The 21,734-nt window shown below is 42.2% G+C and carries 15 protein-coding genes and 1 pseudogene; 15 read left to right on the top strand and 1 reads right to left on the bottom strand.

Annotation, left to right across the window (positions count from 1 at the left end; all coding sequences use genetic code 11):
• Positions 1 to 326: 326 nt before the first annotated feature.
• The 13 genes from recA to mutL all read left to right on the top strand — a co-directional run bounded on the left by recA (position 327) and on the right by mutL (position 18,152).
• The gene (gene recA, locus QNI08_RS06800; RefSeq protein ID WP_285766660.1) at positions 327 to 1,370 is read left to right on the top strand and encodes a recombinase RecA; all 1,044 of its coding nucleotides are present in this window, start codon (positions 327 to 329) and stop codon (positions 1,368 to 1,370) included.
• Between the two features lie 353 nt (positions 1,371 to 1,723).
• On the top strand, positions 1,724 to 3,283 hold the full coding sequence (rny, locus tag QNI08_RS06805) for a ribonuclease Y (protein ID WP_285766661.1): 1,560 nt from the start codon (positions 1,724 to 1,726) through the stop codon (positions 3,281 to 3,283).
• A 150-nt stretch (positions 3,284 to 3,433) separates the two neighbouring features.
• Positions 3,434 to 4,228 carry a TIGR00282 family metallophosphoesterase gene (locus QNI08_RS06810; RefSeq protein ID WP_285766662.1) on the top strand — a complete coding sequence of 265 codons (795 nt, stop codon included), beginning with the start codon at positions 3,434 to 3,436 and terminating at the stop codon, positions 4,226 to 4,228.
• A gap of 186 nt (positions 4,229 to 4,414) precedes the next feature.
• Positions 4,415 to 4,675: a stage V sporulation protein SpoVS gene (spoVS, locus tag QNI08_RS06815; RefSeq protein WP_029281188.1), complete on the top strand. Its 261-nt coding sequence runs from the start codon at positions 4,415 to 4,417 to the stop codon at positions 4,673 to 4,675.
• 123 nt (positions 4,676 to 4,798) lie between these two features.
• Positions 4,799 to 5,734: a dipeptidase gene (locus QNI08_RS06820; RefSeq protein WP_285766663.1), complete on the top strand. Its 936-nt coding sequence runs from the start codon at positions 4,799 to 4,801 to the stop codon at positions 5,732 to 5,734.
• Positions 5,735 to 5,951: 217 nt separating this feature from the next.
• Positions 5,952 to 7,709 (top strand): 2-oxoacid:acceptor oxidoreductase subunit alpha, encoded by a 1,758-nt coding sequence (locus tag QNI08_RS06825; RefSeq protein ID WP_285766664.1) that lies wholly within the window; start codon positions 5,952 to 5,954, stop codon positions 7,707 to 7,709.
• Positions 7,696 to 8,562, top strand: coding sequence for a 2-oxoacid:ferredoxin oxidoreductase subunit beta (locus tag QNI08_RS06830; RefSeq protein ID WP_285766665.1), 867 nt, complete (start codon positions 7,696 to 7,698; stop codon positions 8,560 to 8,562). Before QNI08_RS06825 ends, QNI08_RS06830 begins: the two co-directional genes overlap by 14 nt.
• A gap of 588 nt (positions 8,563 to 9,150) precedes the next feature.
• A complete protein-coding gene (gene tdh / locus QNI08_RS06835; protein WP_285766666.1) occupies positions 9,151 to 10,194 on the top strand; it encodes an L-threonine 3-dehydrogenase in 1,044 nt (347 codons plus the stop codon).
• Positions 10,195 to 10,613: 419 nt separating this feature from the next.
• Positions 10,614 to 12,158: a tRNA (N6-isopentenyl adenosine(37)-C2)-methylthiotransferase MiaB gene (gene miaB, locus QNI08_RS06840; protein ID WP_285766667.1), complete on the top strand. Its 1,545-nt coding sequence runs from the start codon at positions 10,614 to 10,616 to the stop codon at positions 12,156 to 12,158.
• Between the two features lies 1 nt (position 12,159).
• Positions 12,160 to 12,588: a YlbF/YmcA family competence regulator gene (locus QNI08_RS06845; RefSeq protein WP_285766668.1), complete on the top strand. Its 429-nt coding sequence runs from the start codon at positions 12,160 to 12,162 to the stop codon at positions 12,586 to 12,588.
• A 213-nt stretch (positions 12,589 to 12,801) separates the two neighbouring features.
• A complete protein-coding gene (locus tag QNI08_RS06850; protein WP_285766669.1) occupies positions 12,802 to 13,341 on the top strand; it encodes an outer spore coat protein CotE in 540 nt (179 codons plus the stop codon).
• 216 nt (positions 13,342 to 13,557) lie between these two features.
• Positions 13,558 to 16,182, top strand: a complete 2,625-nt coding sequence (gene mutS / locus QNI08_RS06855; protein WP_285766670.1) for a DNA mismatch repair protein MutS — start codon at positions 13,558 to 13,560, stop codon at positions 16,180 to 16,182.
• Positions 16,183 to 16,205: 23 nt separating this feature from the next.
• Positions 16,206 to 18,152, top strand: coding sequence for a DNA mismatch repair endonuclease MutL (gene mutL, locus QNI08_RS06860; protein ID WP_285766671.1), 1,947 nt, complete (start codon positions 16,206 to 16,208; stop codon positions 18,150 to 18,152).
• Between the two features lie 373 nt (positions 18,153 to 18,525).
• Here the strand turns inward: mutL and QNI08_RS06865 are convergent, their stop codons facing one another.
• On the bottom strand, positions 18,526 to 18,759 hold the full coding sequence (locus tag QNI08_RS06865) for a hypothetical protein (protein WP_285766672.1): 234 nt from the start codon (positions 18,757 to 18,759) through the stop codon (positions 18,526 to 18,528).
• A gap of 892 nt (positions 18,760 to 19,651) precedes the next feature.
• Between QNI08_RS06865 and coaA the strand changes: the two are divergent.
• Together coaA and QNI08_RS06875 are read left to right on the top strand one after the other, a co-directional pair.
• Positions 19,652 to 20,610 (top strand): annotated as a pseudogene (coaA, locus tag QNI08_RS22570) (type I pantothenate kinase).
• A gap of 289 nt (positions 20,611 to 20,899) precedes the next feature.
• Positions 20,900 to 21,526 (top strand): GyrI-like domain-containing protein, encoded by a 627-nt coding sequence (locus QNI08_RS06875; RefSeq protein ID WP_285766673.1) that lies wholly within the window; start codon positions 20,900 to 20,902, stop codon positions 21,524 to 21,526.
• Positions 21,527 to 21,734 lie beyond the last annotated feature (208 nt).

A 21,734-nucleotide genomic window follows, 5' to 3' on the forward strand; every position in this document is an offset into this window, starting at 1 on the left:
CTGTCTTTGAATACCCAGTTCAAGGTGTTTGCTTCATGAAAAAATGGGGAAAAAGAAAATAGTTAATTCCATGATTTAGCATTACTATGCCCGAACAGGAATGAAAAAGAATTTTCCCCTAAGGGAAAATGCATGTTTACGAAGAATATTGGAAAAGAAAAAAACGAATGAATGTTCGACTTTTTGCTTGGCAAAATAGAAAAAAGAGTATATAGTAAAGATAGGTTTTGAGACAAGATACAAACATCGGTCTCAAAGAAATTTGCTATCGTAAGAGCATCATTAATCGGATCAGCCGATTATTTGAATATAGAGGAGGAAACAGAGTGAGTGATCGTCAAGCGGCTTTAGATATGGCTTTAAAACAAATTGAAAAACAGTTTGGTAAAGGTTCCATCATGAAACTTGGAGAACAGTCTGATCGAAGGATTTCAACGGTTTCAAGCGGTTCATTGGCATTGGATGTTGCGTTGGGAGTGGGCGGATATCCAAGGGGACGGGTCATTGAGATATACGGACCTGAAAGTTCAGGTAAAACGACTGTTGCATTGCATGCCATCGCAGAAGTACAAAAGACCGGGGGTACTGCTGCATTCATCGATGCCGAGCATGCATTGGATCCAGCATATTCAGAGAAACTTGGTGTGAACATCGATGAGTTACTGCTTTCACAGCCTGATACAGGTGAACAAGCCTTGGAAATCGCTGAAGCGTTAGTTCGCAGTGGAGCGGTTGACATCCTTGTCATTGACTCAGTTGCAGCTCTTGTTCCGAAAGCTGAAATCGAAGGTGAAATGGGGGATTCCCATATGGGTCTGCAAGCCCGTATGATGTCCCAGGCATTAAGGAAACTATCCGGTGCCATTAATAAATCAAATACCATCGCCATTTTCATTAACCAGGTCCGTGAAAAAATCGGGGTTATGTTCGGGAATCCGGAAACGACTCCTGGAGGCCGGGCATTGAAGTTCTATTCGACTGTACGTCTGGAAGTGCGCCGTGCGGAACAATTAAAACAAGGCAATGAGATCGTCGGTAACAAAACCAAAATCAAAGTTGTGAAAAACAAAGTTGCACCGCCATTCCGTCAAGCGGAAGTTGATATCATGTATGGCCAAGGCATTTCGCAGGAAGGTGAAATCATTGATATGGGTGCAGAACTTGACATCGTCCTTAAAAGCGGTTCATGGTATTCTTACAATGATGAACGCGTTGGCCAAGGGCGGGAAAATGCGAAATTGTTCTTGAAGGAAAATCAAGACATAGCTCAGGAGATTTCCCAGAAAATCAGGGATCATTATAATCTTGATGGAGAGCATGAGCTGCCAGCAGAGGATGCGGACGAGGAACAGTTTGAACTACTTGATTGATGCTAGGAAAAGGCCTGAGCTTATATGCTTGGGCCTTTTCTATAAAATCCTGAATTGGAAGGTGCGGAATTTTCAGCGAATTCAGTGTCTATAAAGTGCATTTCCGTCTCCTTCCATAAAGGATGCTGCGCTTTCCTGGGGTGTATATTTAAGAAAACTTGAATAATCATTGATACATAAGGGACAAACGCTTGACAATAAAAATTCTCAACTATACAATTAATATGTATATTTTACAATTTTTCAAACTAAAATTTTGAAAATTAAGTGCTGTATATTGAATTTATGTGCAATGTACTTGCCGACAGTTCAACATTTTATGTAAAAAGTTCATAGCAAGGGGAGGTGAAACGATGGAACCCATGACAATCATCTTCACTTTGCTTGGCCTAATCGTCGGTGCAGTTGTTGGTTATTTTATTCACAAATCAAAATTTGAGAGTAAAATAGCAGGGGCAAAGGGCTCTGCAGAACACATCCTTGAGGATGCAAAACGTGAAGCGGAAGCACTTAAGAAAGAAGCTCTATTGGAAGCAAAAGATGAAATTCATAAGGTTCGTTCAGAATCTGATCGGGAATCCCGTGAAAGAAGGAATGAATTACAAAAACAAGAAAATCGGTTATTGCAAAGAGAAGAGAATCTTGACCGTAAGGATGATACGTTGAATAAACGTGAAAGCCTTTTGGAGAAAAAGGAAGATTCTCTAAACCAAAGACAACAGCATATTGAAGAGATGGAAAGCAAAGTGGACGAGACGGTTCGTAAGCAGCAAACAGAGCTTGAACGTGTTTCAGGTTTAACTCGTGAAGAAGCTAAAGCAATCATTATAGACCGAATGGAAAACGAGCTGGCTCATGATGTAGCGCTTATGATCAAAGAAAGTGATACCCGTGCCAAAGAAGAAGCTGATAAAAAAGCAAAAGAAGTTCTTTCTCTTGCGATTCAGCGTTGTGCGGCTGATCATGTTGCAGAGACCACCGTTTCTGTAGTGAATCTTCCAAACGATGAAATGAAAGGACGGATAATCGGACGTGAAGGACGCAATATCCGGACGCTAGAAACGCTAACAGGTATTGACCTTATTATTGATGATACTCCTGAAGCTGTCATTTTATCTGGATTTGATCCAATTAGACGTGAGACGGCACGCTTGGCTCTTGAAAAACTGGTTCAGGATGGACGGATCCATCCGGCTCGAATTGAAGAAATGGTTGACAAAGCAAGACGTGAGGTGGATGAACATATCCGTGAAATTGGTGAACAAACAACTTTCGAAGTTGGCGTTCACGGTCTCCATCCAGACCTTATCAAGATACTTGGACGTTTGAAGTTCCGTACCAGTTACGGGCAAAATGTGCTCAAGCACTCCATCGAAGTGGCACAGCTATCAGGATTGCTGGCTGCTGAGCTTGGAGAGGATGAAGTTCTTGCCCGCCGTGCCGGTTTATTGCATGATATTGGTAAAGCGATCGATCACGAGGTGGAAGGCAGTCACGTTGAAATCGGCGTGGAATTGGCAACTAAGTATAAAGAGCATCCTACTGTCATTAACAGCATCGCTTCACATCATGGCGATACGGAGCCAACCTCCATTATTTCCGTGCTTGTTGCAGCCGCTGATGCATTATCAGCTGCAAGGCCTGGCGCCAGAAGTGAAACGCTTGAGAATTACATTAGAAGACTTGAAAAGCTTGAGGAGATTTCCGAATCATATGATGGAGTGGAAAAATCATTTGCGATTCAAGCCGGACGTGAAGTGCGGATTCTAGTGAAGCCGGAGCAAATAGATGATCTCTCGGCCCATCGACTCGCACGTGATATCCGGAAACGGATTGAAGAAGAGCTCGATTATCCAGGACATATAAAAGTAACGGTCATCCGTGAAACAAGAGCGGTCGAATACGCTAAATAAATGTATCGAAGAAAAAGCGAAGAGGTGCAAACCACTTCGCTTTTTTTTAGTTTCTATAGGATGCAGGTCCGGTAATCACGTGATGGTATGTTACAATACATACGTGAATATTGTAATCATGAGAAATGTGAATTCAGAAAGGGTTTTACAATGAAACTGCTATTTATTGGAGATGTCGTAGGGTCTCCAGGTCGTGAAATGGTCCAAGAATACCTTCCAAAACTGAAGGAAAAGCATCGGCCGCATATTACGGTCATCAATGGGGAAAATGCGGCAAGTGGCCGAGGGATTACGGAAAAGATTTACCGGAATTTTTTGGAGTGGGGAGCACAGGCAGTGACAATGGGCAACCATACTTGGGATAATCGCGATATATTCAATTTCATTGATGATGCGAAATACCTCGTCCGTCCTGCAAACTTTCCAGAAGGTGTACCAGGAGAAGGAATTAAATTTTTAAGATTTAACCAGCAAGAAATAGCGGTCATCAATTTACAAGCAAGAACGTTCATGCCGGATTTGGATTGTCCGTTCAAAAAAGCGGAAGAACTCGTTTCGATGGCCCTCAAAAGGACATCGATCATCTTTGTCGATTTTCATGGTGAAGCCACAAGCGAAAAACAGGCCATGGGTTGGTTCCTTGACGGCAAGGTAACAGCCGTTGTAGGGACGCATACACATGTTCAAACAGCCGATAACCGCATATTGCCCGCCGGCACAGCATACATATCGGATGTGGGTATGACAGGGCCGTATGATGGCATCCTTGGCATGGAAAGAAGCGCAGTCATCCACCGGTTCCTTACAAGCCTGCCGGTTCGTTTTGAAGTGCCTAAGGAAGGCAGGGCCCTTTTAAGCGCGGTCCTCCTGGATATTGACGATAAGACAGGAAAGGCAAAAAAAATAGATAGGATCCTCATTAATGAAGATCATCCCTATAATTAATAATTAACTGAAATGGATGGACAGCAAATGCTGTCCATCCATTTTTTTAATCAAAATGAATCTTGATGGACAATCCCGGTTTTCTTTGTCATACAAGTTTTACTTAATGAATATAGTAGCAGTGGAAAGTGTTCTAACTATTGAGCCATAAATCATAATCGGCAGGGAAGACAAGGAGGACTAGGAATGGAAATATTAAAGGTTTCAGCAAAATCTAATCCTAATTCTGTAGCAGGCGCACTAGCGGGAGTGCTCAGGGAAAGAGGAGCAGCCGAAATTCAAGCTATCGGTGCAGGTGCGTTAAATCAAGCCGTCAAGGCAGTAGCAATCGCAAGAGGATTCGTCGCACCTAGTGGAGTCGACTTGATTTGTATTCCTGCCTTTACAGATATACTTATTGATGGCGAAGAACGAACGGCTATAAAATTGATCATTGAACCAAGATAACTTCATGAAGAGGTGTCCTGTTTGTCCATTGGCGAGCAGGCTCTTTTTTGTCCTTAATGACGGGAAGCACGGTTGGTTATATAATGGGGAATATAGGAAATGTAAGAATGAAGGGGGATTACGTTGGCAATTTTTGACGCACATTGTGATGTATTGATGAAGATGTTCATCGATCCAGATCTATCTTTTTTAGATAGTGACAAATTGCATATAACCAAGCGGGGATTATTGGATGAAGGGGGGAAGGTCCAATGCTTTGCGATCTATATTCCTGAAAAGGTCCATCCTGATATGAGATTTCAGGCAGCGTTGGCGATGGTTGATATTTTTCATGAAAAGATAATAACTGAGCCGGAAATGAAATTCATAAAGACGAAGTCAGACATTGAATCTCTTGGAGAAACGGAAATCGGTGCAATGCTGACGCTGGAGGGATGCGATTGCATCGGTAATGATTTACTGAAATTGAAGACCCTTCTTCACCTGGGGGTTTCCTCTGTAGGGCTTACTTGGAATCATGCAAACCTGGTAGCTGATGGGGCATTGGAAACAAGAAGGGCGGGCTTGACTGATTTTGGAGCAGAGGTAGTGACCCTGTTGAATGAGAAAGCCATTTGGTGTGATGTATCTCATCTATCGGAAGCTGGATTTTGGGACACAATAAAGAGAGCGGAATTTCCCATTGCCTCCCATTCGAATGCACATTCTCTTTGCGCCCATCCGCGAAATTTAAAAGACAGCCAAATAAAAGCCCTTTTACAAAAAAATGGAGTGATGGGGGTAACCTTTGTCCCGCAATTTTTATCCAATGGCGACTCCGCTTCAATTAAGGATATTGTTGGGCATATAGATCACATATGCAGTTTAGGCGGAGAGCGGCAAATTGGATTGGGATCGGACTTCGATGGCATCGATCATATGGTAGAAAATTTAACCTCATACAGAGATTATCATAATTTGATCGATGAATTGTACAGGCTTTACTCAAGCGAGTTTGTTGAAGGGCTCCTTTTTGGGAATTTCGCACGTCATTTTCCTGCTAAGAAGGGCAGCCATTAGAAGATTTTTAATTCATACTATATAGATATGAATAAATATTCTGAAAATATAAAAAATAGAATCAAAAAGGTTGCAATTTAATGATTTAACCGATAGAATTGAAAGCGTTTAGTACACCTTTCCTAAATTAGAACGATTTAATATACATAAACGAATGTTCTGAAGAGAGGTGCATTTAAATGCATTTATATACGAACGTTCTAAAGGAGTGTAAGACATGATCAATCAACTTTCATGGAAAGTTGGCGGACAACAAGGTGAAGGTATTGAAAGTACAGGAGAGATTTTCTGTATTGCCCTCAATCGCTTAGGATATTACTTGTATGGCTACCGTCATTTCTCATCCCGAATCAAGGGTGGACACACGAATAATAAAATTCGTGTAAGTACCACGGAAACTCGTGCTATCTCTGATGATTTAGACATCTTAGTTGCTTTTGACCAAGAAACGATTGACGTCAATTATAAAGAATTACATGAGGGTGGCATCATAATCGCGGATGCAAAATTCAAACCTGTCTGCCCGGAAGATACGGAGGCAGAATTATATATTGTTCCATTTACGGAAATTGCAACAGAACTAGGCACGTCCTTGATGAAAAACATGGTTGCCATCGGTGCGACATGTGCCGTTCTTGGAATGGAAATTTCCGTTTTCAACGATGTCGTTGATGAAATTTTTGGCCGTAAAGGTGAAGAAATTGTCAAGAAGAACATGGACGCCATTACTGCTGGCTACAAGGCAATGGAAGTCCTGCTAGGAGAAAAACTCGGTGCAATGGAGCTGGAAAAGGCAGATGGCCAAAAACGATTGTTCATGATCGGTAACGATGCCATCGCTTTGGGTGCAGTTGCTGGCGGTTGCCGCTTCATGGCAGCCTACCCAATTACACCGGCTTCGGAAATCATGGAATACCTGATTAAAAAACTTCCGCAATTGGGAGGTACGGTCATCCAGACTGAAGATGAAATTGCGGCAGCCACAATGGCCATAGGGGCAAACTATGGCGGTGTTCGTGCCATCACGGCTTCAGCTGGCCCTGGTCTATCCTTGAAAATGGAAGCGATAGGGTTGGCGGGCATTACCGAAACGCCGATCGTCATTGTCGATACACAACGTGGCGGTCCGTCCACCGGGCTTCCGACAAAGCAGGAGCAATCCGATTTAATGGCCATGATTTATGGAACACACGGCGAAATCCCTAAAATTGTCATGGCTCCAAGTACAGTCGAGGAAGCTTTCTATGATACGGCGGAAGCGTTCAATCTCGCCGAGGAATATCAGTGTCCAGTCATCGTATTATCGGACTTGCAGCTTTCTTTAGGTAAACAGACGGTTCAGCCGCTTGATTACAGCAAAGTGGAGATAAGACGCGGCAAATTGGTGGACTTTGAAATTGAAGAGTCTGAAAACAAGTCGTACTTCAAGCGTTATGAAGTTACGGAAGATGGTGTTTCACCTCGGGTCGTGCCTGGCATGAAAAACGGTATCCACCATGTCACAGGTGTAGAGCATGATGAAACCGGAAGACCTTCCGAAACCGCTTTGAATCGTAAGGCGCAAATGGATAAACGGATGCGTAAGCTGGATAATTTAACAAATACATTCAATACACCGGTATACAAAAAAACTCCGCATGAAGAGGCGGATTTATTAATACTTGGTTTTAATTCAACACGCGGGACGATCGATGAAGCGATTGGCCGATTAGAAACGGATGGCATGAAAGTGAATCATGCACAAATCCGCTTGATTCACCCATTCCCTGCTGATGAAGTCCTTGCTTTAGTGCAAGCGGCGAAGAAGGTAGTGGTTATCGAAAATAATGCGACTGGACAATTGGCTAATATCATCAAGATGAATGTCGGACATGTTAATAAAATCAAAAGCATCCTAAAATATGATGGCAATCCTTTCCTCCCGCATGAAATTCACACACAATGCAAGGAGATGTTCGAATATGGCAACGTTTAAAGAGTTTCGGAATGATGTAAAACCTAACTGGTGTCCTGGATGCGGGGATTTCTCCGTCCAGGCTGCCATGCAGCGCGCGGCGGCTAATGTAGGGTTGGAGCCAGAGAATTTGGCTGTCGTTTCCGGTATTGGCTGTTCAGGCCGCATATCAGGTTACATCAAGTCATATGGTTTCCATGGCATCCATGGCCGATCGCTTCCAATCGCACAAGGGGTGAAAATGGCCAACCGTGAGTTGACCGTCATAGCTTCTGGAGGTGACGGAGATGGCTTTGCAATCGGGATGGGCCATACCATTCATGCGATCCGCCGTAATATTGACATTACGTATATCGTCATGGATAACCAAATTTATGGACTGACAAAAGGCCAGACTTCTCCCCGTTCAGCTGCTGGGTTCAAAACGAAGTCCACACCGGAAGGGTCGATTGAGCAGGCTGTTTCGCCAATGGAATTGGCATTATCAGCTGGTGCCACCTTTGTTGCCCAAAGCTTTTCCACTGACCTGAAGGACTTGACGGCGATCATTGAAGCGGGGATTAATCACAAAGGTTTCTCCTTCATCAATGTGTTCTCTCCTTGTGTGACCTATAATAAAATCAATACGTATGATTGGTTTAAACAGAACTTAACCAAGTTGAACACGATCGAAGGGTATGATTCTTCAAATAAAGAACAGGCCATGCAGACGTTGATGAAGCATGACAGCCTTGTGACAGGAATCATTTATCAAGACTCTTCACGCCCTTCATACCAGGATTTAGTGCCAGGGTATGCTGAAGAAGCTCTGAATAAATCAGACCTGACCCTAGATCAAGCACATTTTGATAAGCTTGTTGCAGAATTTATGTAAAAAATGAAAAGGTTCACCCCTTAAGATGGGGTGAACCCTTTTTGTATCTTATTGAAAAGCTGTTACAAGAGGAATTTTTCATCCTCTCGGTTGGAGCTTACCAAAAGTTACGATTGCATCCGCAGCCGAATGAGAAGAAATTGCAACAACGATTCCTTCTGCAACAACAGTGGTGATGGTTGTTGTTGTTGTTGTTGTTGTTGTTGTTGTTGTTGTTATTGCGGTCACAATCCCGATCCCGATCACGATCGTTGTCGCGTCTTTGACAACCTTTTACAGCACGGCAAAAATCGTCTGCGATCCTATCGTTAATATTGTTGTTATTGTTGTTATTATGATGGTGATTATTGTTACATGACATATAAGTCACTCCTTGGTTTTTTTTTGTTGTACAAGATATCTTATTCAGGAGCGGACAAGATGCTATAGGAACATGTCCGGTTTTTCAAAAATGTACGAATCCCCAAAAAGTACAATCATGCGAATCGGCTGTCCCGAAACCGATTAAGGCATTTTTGGGATTGGTCTATCATATCTTTACATATTAAGGTGAATGAAATGATCAGCCCTATTCCAGGGGGAATGCATATGTTGAATGGGAAGATGAAAGCAATCGTCAAACATCACCGTGGCTATGGGGCACAAATGCAGGTTGTCGATATCCCGGAGTTTCGTGAGGACGAGGTTTTGATAAAAGTGAACATGGCTTCAATCTGCGGTACAGATATTCATATTTATACTTGGGATAAGTGGTCGCAAGGTAGAGTGAATCCGCCATATGTATTTGGACATGAATTTTCTGGAGAAGTAGTGGCAAAGGGGGCAAATGTAGTCAATGTTTCAGTGGGGGATTTTGTATCTGCAGAAACTCATATCGTTTGCGGTAGTTGCCGGCAATGTTTAACGGGACAGTTTCATGTTTGCAAACATACAAGCATCATCGGTCTTGATACACAGGGATGCTTTGCGGAATTTATAGCCCTGCCCGCCAAGAACCTTTGGAAAAATTCAAGCGTTATGACACCTGACATTGCTACGATCCAAGAACCGATGGGGAATGCCGTCCATTCCGTGCTTGCTGGCGATGTGCTTGGCAAAACCGTAGCCATCATTGGTTGTGGACCGATTGGGCTGATGGCCGTGGCCGTGGCAATGGCAGCGGGGGCCGACAAAGTGATCGCACTCGATATAAATGATTATCGCCTGCAGCTTGCAAAAAAGCTGGGAGCCACGCACTTCATTCAATCAAATAAGGAAGATCCCTTGGAAATCATCCAACGCCTTACAAATGCGGATGGAGTGGATGTCGTATGCGAAATGAGCGGCAATCCAGCAGCAATCGATCAAGGGTTCAAGATGGCAGCGAATGGAGGTAGGATATCGATCCTAAGTTTGCCAGCGCAGCCCGTCATGCTTAATATAACCGAGGATATTGTATTCAAGGGCCTGACTGTGCAAGGAATCACCGGCAGGAAAATGTTTTCAACCTGGCAGCAGGTATCAAGTTTACTAGGAAGCGGAAAGGTCGATTTAAGACCGATGATTACACACCGCTTCTCATTAAGCGACTTCGAGAAGGGCTTTGATCTAATGATAAAAGGTCAATGTGGCAAGGTGCTTCTCATACCTTGAAGAATTAGAAAGCACGAGAAAAGTCGGGATTTCACGAGTGAAGTAAAGCGCAAACTGGCGAGTAAAGTGCTCGAGCGAGCCGCCACTCATGAGTACAATGCTGGAGATGTCGGTGTGGAAATACCGTGATCGTCTTGTTTAATAAGAGTGGCTTTGGTTCGCAGCATATTCTACGGACCAGGCCTCTTTTTAATTTCCTTAATTGTGAAATATTTCATACAATTGCTTATGACATGACAGAATGATTGTTTCTTATTCTTAAAAGCTTTATACTAAGTTAATGTGGGTATATCACACTAAAAAAAGAACCATTACTGGTCATTATAAAAATGAAAGCGGCATAAAAGCAATTAGAACAAGATAGGTCTTGAAATAGTTGGTGATGGAAATAGACTAACTATTTTGAAAGGGGATTAACTATGAACGAGAAACAACGATTAGAATCACAGCAAGTGAAGGCTGATAATTCAGCGGACAAAAAATCCGAAAAGGATTACAGCAAATACTTTCAATCCGTTTATATTCCGCCTTCCTTAAAAGATGCGAAAAAGCGAGGCAAAGAGGAAGTGGAATATCATGATGATTTTGCAATTCCGGAAGTTTTCCGCGGAATGGGTGAAGGCAAGAAATTCTACATCCGTACATACGGCTGTCAAATGAATGAACATGACACAGAGGTCATGGCGGGCATTTTCACTGCTCTTGGCTATCAGCCGACAAACACGGTAGATGACGCTAATGTCATTTTACTTAACACTTGTGCTATCAGGGAAAATGCAGAGAATAAGGTGTTTGGTGAATTGGGTCATTTAAAATCATTGAAGTTGGAAAAACCGGATTTATTGCTGGGTGTATGCGGATGTATGTCGCAGGAAGAATCCGTCGTAAAACGAATTCTTGAGAAGCACCATTTTGTGGATATGATCTTTGGTACGCATAATATCCACCGCCTGCCGCAAATTCTTAATGAAGCGTATCTTTCCAAGGAAATGGTCATCGAGGTTTGGTCCAAAGAAGGAGATGTAATCGAAAACCTTCCAAAGGTGCGTAAAGGCAAGACGAAGGCATGGGTCAATATCATGTATGGCTGTGACAAATTTTGTACATACTGCATCGTGCCTTATACGAGAGGGAAGGAAAGAAGCCGCCGGCCGGAAGATATCATCCAGGAAGTGCGTCATCTGGCCGCTCAGGGTTACAAAGAAATAACCTTGCTCGGACAGAATGTTAATGCATATGGCAAAGATTTCACGGATATCGAATATCGTTTCGGCGATCTGATGGATGAGATCCGTAAAATCGATATACCGCGAATTCGTTTCACGACAAGTCATCCCCGTGACTTTGATGATCACTTGATTGAAGTTCTCGCTAAAGGCGGCAATCTTGTTGATCATATTCACCTTCCTGTCCAATCGGGAAGTTCCGATACATTAAAAATCATGGCTCGCAAATATACACGCGAACAGTATTTGGAGCTGGTACGGAAGATCAAGAGAGCCATTCCAAGTGCGTCGTTAACGACTGATATCATTGTAGGTTACCCGAATGAAACGGAAGAGCATTTTGAAGAGACGATGTCTTTATACCGTGAAGTCGGTTTTGATGCAGCATATACGTACATTTACTCGCCACGTGAAGGCACACCGGCTGCCAAAATGCAGGATAATGTACCGATGGAAGTGAAAAAGGAACGCCTGCAGCGTTTGAACGCCCTCGTTAATGAAACGTGCGCCTTGAAAATGAAAGAATATGGCGGGCAGGTCGTTGAAGTGCTAGTAGAGGGTGAAAGCAAGAAAAATTCGGAAGTATTAGCAGGTTATACAACGAAAAATAAGCTCGTGAACTTCAAAGGACCAAAATCAGCCATCGGTCAAATCGTGAAGGTGAAAATCACTGGAACGAAAACATGGTCATTAAATGGCGATATGGTTGAAGAAGCAGCGGCGATCGAGGTGGAGTAATATGACGAAGTATACGAAGGAAGACATTCTGACAAAAGCGGCGGAGCTTGCTGAAATGATTGCCAGCACGGAAGAAGTCGATTTCTTTAAACGGGCAGAAGCTCACATCAATGAAAACCAAAAAATCCGCGAAATGATCGCCAGTATCAAAAGTTTGCAAAAACAGGCGGTCAATTTCCAACATTATGGAAAAGATAAGGCGTATAACCAAGTTCAGGACAAAATCGAAGCACTGGAAAAACAACTGGATGAGCTTCCGATCGTTCAACAGTTCAAACAATCTCAAGTTGACGTGAATGATCTATTGCAGATGGTTTCGTCACAAGTATCGAATAAGGTGACGGACCTGATCATCGAAGCAACCGAAGGTGACATCCTTCGCGGCGAAACAGGTTCGCAGGTACAAGCTGGCGGCGGAAGCTGTTCATGAATATCAAGCAGCCCTTCTGATAAATAGAAGGGCTTTTTTAATACCCGCAAATCCTTATACAGCGCCCATTCGTGACACATATCCCAAAACATGCGCATAAAATAACCTAGGTTTAAAACATTACAGCAGTTTTCAAACAAAAAAAATTCTACGCACACTAGACTTTTACCACGCATAGGATGAATGGAAACTGTATGAGGAGGGTTCGCTAGCATGTCACAATATAGAGAGATAATTACAAAAGCGGTGGTGGCAAAGGGACGTAAGTTCACAAAGTCCTCTCACACCATTTGCCCGGCTCATCATCCTTCTAGCATTCTAGGTTGTTGGATCATCAACCATAAATACGATGCCAAGAAAGTCGGCAAAAAGGTAGAAATTCACGGCAGCTACGAAATCAACGTTTGGTATTCCTATAACCACAATTCAAAAACGGAAGTTGTCACTGAAAAGGTGCAATATACCGACGTGATTTCGCTTAAATACCGTGATCCCGATTGCCTTGATGACCATGAAATCGTTGCAAAAGCTGTCCAACAGCCGAATTGCTTAGAAGCTTGCATCTCGCCATGCGGACAAAAGATAATTGTCCATGTGGAAAGGGAATTCTTTGTGGAGGTCGTCGGCGAAACGAAAATTTGTGTCGCCGTTAGTCCAGATGGCCGCTGTGAGGATGACTGGGGCTGTGATTTCGATGATGATGAATTCGAAGATTTAGATCCGGATTTCCTAGATGAATTCGAAGACGAATAGAATATAGACAATAACTACCGGATGACAGGTTATCATCCGGTTTTATTTATTTCTGATGTGGACGAGTCACTGCGGGTTTTTGCAGGCAGGCACCAATTTTTGACTGCGTATTGATTTTCCATGCAATTTTGAATACAGGCAATGTTGCTTTCTCGTATGTTATAATGGGGGATATGACTGAGAAAATAGATTATAGTTTGGAAAGGTTTTGAAGGAATGGCTGGATATACTCCGATGATACAGCAATATTTAAAAATTAAGGCAGAGTATCAAGATGCCTTTTTATTTTTTCGTTTAGGCGATTTTTATGAGATGTTCTTTGACGATGCATTGAATGCCTCCCAGGAGCTTGAAATAACTTTGACGAGTCGGGAAGGTGGAAGTGAAGAGCGAATTCCGATGTGCGGCATTCCATATCACTCGGCTGCTAATTATATTGATATATTGATAGAAAAAGGGTTTAAGGTAGCTATCTGTGAACAGACGGAAGACCCTAAACAAGCAAAAGGTGTCGTGCGCAGGGAAGTGGTCCAGCTGATTACACCGGGAACGAAAATGGATAGCAAAGGCCTCCGTGAAAAGGAAAATAACTATATCGCCACCATCACGGCTTTTCCCGATGGTCAATTCGGCTTCGGATACAATGATCTTTCGACTGGGGAAAATAAAGTCACGTTAATTGAGAGTTTCGATGAGGTTGTCAATGAATTTGCGATACTTGGTGCGAGCGAAGTGGTCATTGCAGATGATTTCGCTGAAGATTGGAAAAAAAAGCTCCAGGAACGGGGAGCTGCTGCCCTATCAATCGAGAATAATTTGATTGAAAGCGAGTCGTTCCTGTCCTTGCTGCAGCAATTGAAGGATGCAAAACAAGCTACAACCACCTCTCGTTTATTGAATTATCTATACCGTACACAAAAGCGCAGCCTCGATCATTTACAGCCAGTGCTGGCATATGAAACGTCACACTATATGAAAATCGATTATTATAGTAAACGGAATCTGGAATTGACGGAAACGATCCGTTCCAAAGGAAAGAAAGGGTCGTTATTATGGCTGCTTGATGAGACGAAAACAGCGATGGGCGCTAGGATGCTGAAACAATGGATTGATAGGCCGCTCATTAACAAAAAACAGATCGAGCGGAGACAAAGCCTTGTTGAAACTTTGAAAAATCAATACTTTGAACGGCAGGACTTACGTGAACGCCTGAAGGAAGTATATGATTTGGAGCGGCTTGCTGGAAGGGTGGCCTTCGGAAATGTGAACGCAAGGGACCTGATTCAGTTGAAACGCTCCTTGCAACAAGTGCCGATCATCCGTGAAATCGTCAAGTCGATGGATTCCAATCAGGACATCACCATTCTTGCCGATAAATTGGATCCATGTGAAGAAGTGACGGACCTGCTCGAAACGGCTCTGGTGGAAAATCCCCCGTTGTCCGTCAAGGAAGGGAATATCATTCAGGACGGTTTCCATAAGGAGCTGGATACTTACAGGGATGCCAGCCGAAACGGGAAAACGTGGATTGCCCAGCTGGAACGGCAAGAGCGTGAACGCACAGGCATCAAATCCTTGAAAATCGGTTATAACCGTGTGTTTGGCTATTATATTGAAGTCACTAGGGCCAATTTACATTTGCTTGAAGAAGGGCGCTATGAACGCAAGCAAACCTTGACGAATGCTGAACGCTATATTACGCCCGAATTAAAAGAAAAAGAAGCTTTGATACTGCAAGCGGAAGAAAAAAGCATCGGTTTGGAATACGACTTATTCCTTAATCTGCGTGAAGAAGTCAAAAGTTATATCCCACGTTTGCAGGATTTAGCCAAAGGTGTCAGTGAATTGGATGTCCTGCAATGCTTTGCGACGATCAGTGAGGAACGTCATTACGTGAAGCCCATTTTTTCGGATAACCGGAGAATCGTTTTGAAGGAAGGCCGACATCCAGTTGTGGAGAAAGTCCTCCAATCACAGGAGTATGTCCCAAATGACTGCTTGATGGATGTTGAGCGGGAGCTGCTTCTGATAACAGGACCCAATATGTCAGGGAAAAGCACCTATATGCGCCAGGTGGCACTGACATCGATATTGGCGCAAATTGGCTGCTTCGTGTCGGCAAGCACTGCCGAATTACCGATTTTCGATAAAGTATTTACCCGGATTGGCGCGGCAGATGACTTGATTTCAGGTCAGAGCACATTCATGGTCGAGATGCTTGAAGCCAGGAATGCGATCATGAATGCTACCGAAAATAGCTTGATATTATTTGATGAAATCGGACGGGGAACATCCACTTATGATGGAATGGCTCTTGCTCAAGCCATCATTGAATATATACATGGGGAAATAGGGGCGAAGACCTTATTTTCAACGCATTATCATGAATTGACGGTGTTGGCATCGGATTTGCCTAAGTTAAGCAATATCCATGTCAGTGCCATCGAACAAAATGGAAATGTCGTTTTCCTTCATAAAATCAAAGAAGGCCCGGCGGATAAAAGCTACGGAATCCATGTCGCCAAGCTAGCTGACTTACCAAAGCCGTTAATTGAACGGGCGGCGGCGATATTAACCCATTTAGAGAAAGAAAATGGACAAGCAAAGGCCATGCCTGAACAACCGGTCGATCTGGTAAAAGCTCCTCTTGCCGAAGCAGTTCCGGAATCCTCCAATGAGGCCCAGCTTTCCTTCTTTGGCGAAGAGGCTCCAAAAGGGAAGACGACTTCCTCACCTAAGGAAAAAAAGGTGCTCGATGATATTAAATCTCTTGATATTCTGGAAATGACGCCGCTTGAGGCGATGAATATCCTCTACAAACTACAGAAGAAGCTGAAATGAGAAAATAAAGCGAGGCGATACAAATGGGAAAAATCATCCAGCTGGACGAGTCTTTATCAAATAAAATCGCAGCCGGCGAAGTTGTAGAACGCCCTGCCTCAGTCGTAAAGGAACTTGTTGAAAACGCCATTGACGCAAACAGCTCCGTCATTGAAATCGAATTGGTCGAAGCAGGGCTCGGCTCGATTCGGATTGTTGATAATGGCGATGGGATATTGGCTGATGATGTAGAGGCGGCGTTCAAGCGTCACGCCACAAGTAAAATAAAAGATGAAAATGACTTGTTCCGAATCCGGACGCTAGGTTTCCGCGGTGAAGCGATGCCAAGTATCGCTTCCGTTTCCCGCTTCGAGATGAAAACGAGCACAGGTGATGGGGCAGGGACCCGTATCCTTCTTGAAGGCGGAATGGTTAGGGAACTTGAGGCTTCGTCGAGCCGTAAAGGGACGGATATCCTGGTTTCCGATTTATTTTACAATACACCCGCAAGGTTGAAATATATGAAGACCATTCATACCGAGCTTGGAAATATTACGGATGTTGCCAATAGGCTCGCCCTTTCGCACCCGGATGTTTCGATACGCTTATCGCACAATGAGAAGCGCATCCTGCATACGAACGGTAACGGTGATGTCAGGCAGGTGCTGGCTGCCATCTATGGTACGAATATCGCCAAAAAGATGATCCCGGTACATGCAAGCTCCCTGGACTTCACCATCTCTGGCTATATCGTGATGCCTGAGATTACCCGGGCTTCACGGAATTATATTTCAACCATGATAAACGGCCGTTTCATCAAAAACTATGCACTTGTGAAGGCAATTCTCGATGGATATCATACGCTGCTGCCGATTGGCCGCTTTCCAATTGCTTTGCTGAATATTGAAATGGATCCGATACTTGTCGATGTCAACGTCCATCCATCAAAAATGGAGGTAAGGCTCAGCAAGGAGCAGGAATTGTTCAGCCTAGTATCGGAAACGATCAAATCTGAGTTTAAAAAGCTGTCACTCATTCCAAGCGGGTATGCGCCGCCTGCACCTAAGCCGGAACAGGCGAAGAGTGAGCAAACAACGCTGGATTTGGACCATGTCGTGGAGAGCGGAAAGCGTGTCCTTGAAGAAGCGAAGAAAGAAGCGTCACTTTTGAAGGATACATTGATCCGTGAAAAGCAGGAACAAAAGAATCATGAGGATTTCATTTCTGATTTCAATCTCGAACCAATCAAGGAACTGATTTACAGCAATGAAGATCAGCAGCGTATGGCGGACGTCTATATTCCGGTATTGCCGGAGGAAGAAAGTAAACCATATTACGAATCGGCTGAAAGGTATACCACCTACACAGTAGAGCAAGAGGAAGAAGTCGAGGAGGCTGAATCGGCAAGCCGAGTCCCGCCTATGTATCCAATCGGGCAAATGCATGGAACGTATATTTTCGCCCAAAACGAAAATGGCTTATATATCATCGACCAACATGCCGCCCAGGAACGGATCAAATACGAATATTTTAAAGAAAAAGTCGGACAAGTCGAAAATGAGCTGCAAGATATGCTCGTCCCGATCACGCTTGAATTTTCGACAGACCAGTGCATCAGGATCAATGAATATCAGCATGAGCTGGAAAAAGTCGGCGTCTACTTAGAGGAGTTTGGCTACAACGCCTATATTGTCCGGTCCCATCCGCAATGGTTCCCAAAAGGGATCGAGCAGGAAATCCTGGAAGAAATGATCGAACAATTGCTATCGATGAAAAAGGTGGACATCAAGAAACTGCGTGAAGAAGCAGCCATCATGATGAGCTGCAAAGCCTCCATCAAGGCAAACCGTCATTTGCGCAATGACGAAATACAAGCACTGCTCGATGAACTAAGGAGGACGACCGACCCCTTCACATGCCCGCACGGAAGGCCCATCATCATCTCCTATTCCATTTATGAAATGGAGAAAATGTTCAAACGGGTCATGTAATTAAAAGCAATGGAAAACCCTGATGAAAAGGGGTTTTTCATTGCTTTTTTCCGGTAAATGACCACAAAATGGCTTATGTCTATATTCTTTAATTTTAACCCCAGTAATTCTCCTCGCCACATTCCTGTATAAATAGCCAAATAATATAAGATGAAAATATGATCCTCTTGCTCTCACATTCCGGTAAGGAATATATTGCATTCTTCATGAACCAAGTCTCACCATTACCAATTATTTTTCTATCACCTTATGTCAGTAGGCAGCGAGAAGCTATGGTTTCTTGTAAGGAGCCGTGATAAAAAGGGTTGAGTGATGAGGAAGGGTTCAATAGCAAAAATCACTCATTCACACATTGAACGTAAAGAGTAGAAGGTTAGAAGCTTAACTTAGCTAGATAATCGAGAACGTCTCTTCTTTCATTCTTTTTTATAGCCTCTTTTAAACCAAGTATGGGTGAGTTATATGCTGTTGCTTTCCCATAGGCGGCTAAATACAACACTAGTTTTTGATCAGCAATGGCTTCTGGGGAGTCTCCATAAACAACTGTGGATTTCATTACATTCATAGCAAATTCGTTTGCATTGATTTTTTGATAGGCATTTGTCATTTTTTTCACCTCCTTTATAGGATAATTATACCAAATTAAAGCAGGTAAGTTGTGAATAAATATGAAAATTTAGTTAGCAATAACTAGGTTAGGCTGTAACATGAAAATTTATCGTGCTTATGTGTGAAGTCTAAATAATGGGAGGTGAATACATTGCCATTCGTCATTCGTGGAAGTTTCGGGAAGCAGCAGAAAAAGAAATGACAGACCATCAAGCATTCTACTTAAATGAAACGTTATCTGTTATGGAAGTTAAGAGTGTGGCTGACATTTGAAGGAGGCAAGTTAGACCTAAAAAGATGTTGCTTTAGTCAAGACGATAAGTTCGACGTGATTGAAGCAAAACATGGTGTAACAAGATTCGGGGTTACGCTGAAACTCCTCTTGAAAATTTACAAAGAGGGAAACTACTCTTTTCAAGCCGAATAAATGTCAACATAAACATAAATAGTTTTGACGTCAAAAAAGGGTTCAAACGCGTTATTTACATGACCCGGAAAAGCCGAATCATATCACCTCATAATATCTAACAATAGTGGCGAGTCTTATTTATTTGAATTTACCCATCCCCTGAATTCGTGATATTTTGTTTCTTGTGTCATTTTGGCGGACAATCCAATAGTTTATTAAGCGACCATTGAGAAATTGGCATGACGATGATTTAAATAAGAAAAGAACTTGAAGCAAAATTGATATCCTTTCACTTATACCACTACTTTTACAGGGGTATCTTTATATAAGGCAAGCAAAATGTTATTGCAAGGTTGTTTTTTCTTACATAAAGGCCAGAGAGTAGGAGAAGCCACTATTAAAAAACTCGTGTTGTTTGAATTTAGGCGTGGTAAATTTATATAACAAGCAATTAATAAAAACCAATGAGGTAAATTTAGATATGAATATATTTCAAACCCATACAGAATTAAATAGAGAAGAATGGGCTGAATTACGTAATAAAACACCGCTGTTGTTATCAAAAAAAGAATGAGAGGATGTTAAAGGAACAAATGATGTAATTTCTCTTCAAGAAGTGGAGAAGATTTACCTACCCTTATCACGTTTAATGAACCTAAAAGCGGAAGCAGCTAGACAATGGAAGGGAGTTATCTGCTCATTTTTAAGTAAAAACCCTAAAAGAGTACCTTTTATTATTGGAGTGGCGGGAAGTGTTGCAGTTGGGAAAAGTACGACTGCTAGAGTGTTGAGAACCCTTTTATCAAAATGGGAAAGCCATAGAAAAGTGGATCTGGTTACAACAGACGGTTTCTTATACTCTACGGATACCTTGGAAAAAAAAGGACTGTTGAGCAGGAAGGATTTTCCAGAAAGCTATGACACCCAAAAATTAATTGATTTTATGGTTAGAGTAAAATCCGGAGTGGATAAAGCGGAAGCACCAGTACACTCCCATCTAACCTACGACATAGTACCCGAGTAACAAAAATTATAAGAAATCCAGATATCCTTATTGTAGAGGGAATTAATGTTCTTCAAGTCAAAAATTCCAATCCTTTATTTGCAAGTGACTTTTTTGACTTTTCTATCTATCTTGACGCTGAAGAAAGTGATATAAAGCAATGGTATATTGAAAGGTTCTTTCTCCTTCAAAAGACAGCTTTCGAGGATAAACAATCTTACTTTCATCGGTATAAGGATATTTCCCAGAAAGAAGCAATGGAAAAAGCTAGTGAAATTTGGGTAGACATTAATGGTGAAAATTTAAAAGAAAATATACTTCCTACGATGAGAAGGGCTGATCTAATACTTAGAAAAATCACGATCATCAAATTGAAAAAGTATATTGAAAGAAATTTTAGCTGCCAGATGGCGGCTTCTTTTTGGTTTATTTTTTAATCCCGATTGGAGGTAGGGTTATCCTAAGTATTCAAGCGAATATTTTTCAGCCATGGCACCGGGTAAGTGCCTATACTGTTTAAAAAATTCAAAAAAACCTTGACTATATATATTAAAGTTATCCGGAAAGAACGCCATGTATTTTACCTGCTTTGTAAGCTGCATATGAGTTGTTTTAGGGCGGGATGTTACGACAGAAACGCTTAGAAACCCTTATCTGTGCACACAGCCGGGGGGTATAATGGAAAAGTGATAACAAAAATATCAAGCAGTAGAAGGGAACAAAATAATGAAATACGAATGGAGAAAAAAAGAGAAGGAATTATATATTCCAAAGCGAAAACCTGAACTTGTCACGATCCCAGAGCAAAAATTTTTTATGATAAAGGGAAAAGGGAATCCAAATGAGCAGGAATTTGCTGAAAAGATAGGCGTTCTTTATTCATTAGCGTATGCGGTGAGAATGATGCCGAAGCAGGGGTACACTCCCGATGGATATTTCGAATATACGGTATTTCCATTAGAAGGTGTATGGGATTTAACAGAAGCGGGCAGGCAATTAACTACATTGGTTAAAGAAGAATTATTATATACGATCATGATTAGACAACCAGATTTCGTCACAAAAGAAGTAGTAGAGAGAGCATTTGATCATGTAGAGAAAAAGAAACCTCATCCATTTCTAAAGGAAGTAAAGTTCGGTACAGTTGAAGATGGTTTATCTGTCCAGATGCTTCATGTCGGACCATATGATGACGAACCTCAAAGTTTCCAACTCATGAAAGAATTCACCGAACATAATAATCTTGAAAGAACTTCATTACAACATAGAGAAATATATCTTTCGGATTTCAGGAAAGTCGAACCTGCAAAATTAAAAACTGTGTTGCGATATAGGGTTAAGATGATCGACTGATTTTTTAACGGCCCATTAAATAGAATGCAAGTAAGGAGACCAGATCAACCTGGTCTTTTTTGTTTGTTTAGATACACATTTATTACGTTATTCTTTGGTGAGTAAAATACTATTTCAATATATCCAGTTGTTTCAACTTATGTAAATATAATGGATTAAAACCCTTTGGTAAAGCACTTACATTTCCTGTTTTCTGTGTATAATTACC

This window comes from Peribacillus folii, from assembly GCF_030271255.1.
In the GTDB taxonomy this organism is placed as follows: domain Bacteria; phylum Bacillota; class Bacilli; order Bacillales; family DSM-1321; genus Peribacillus.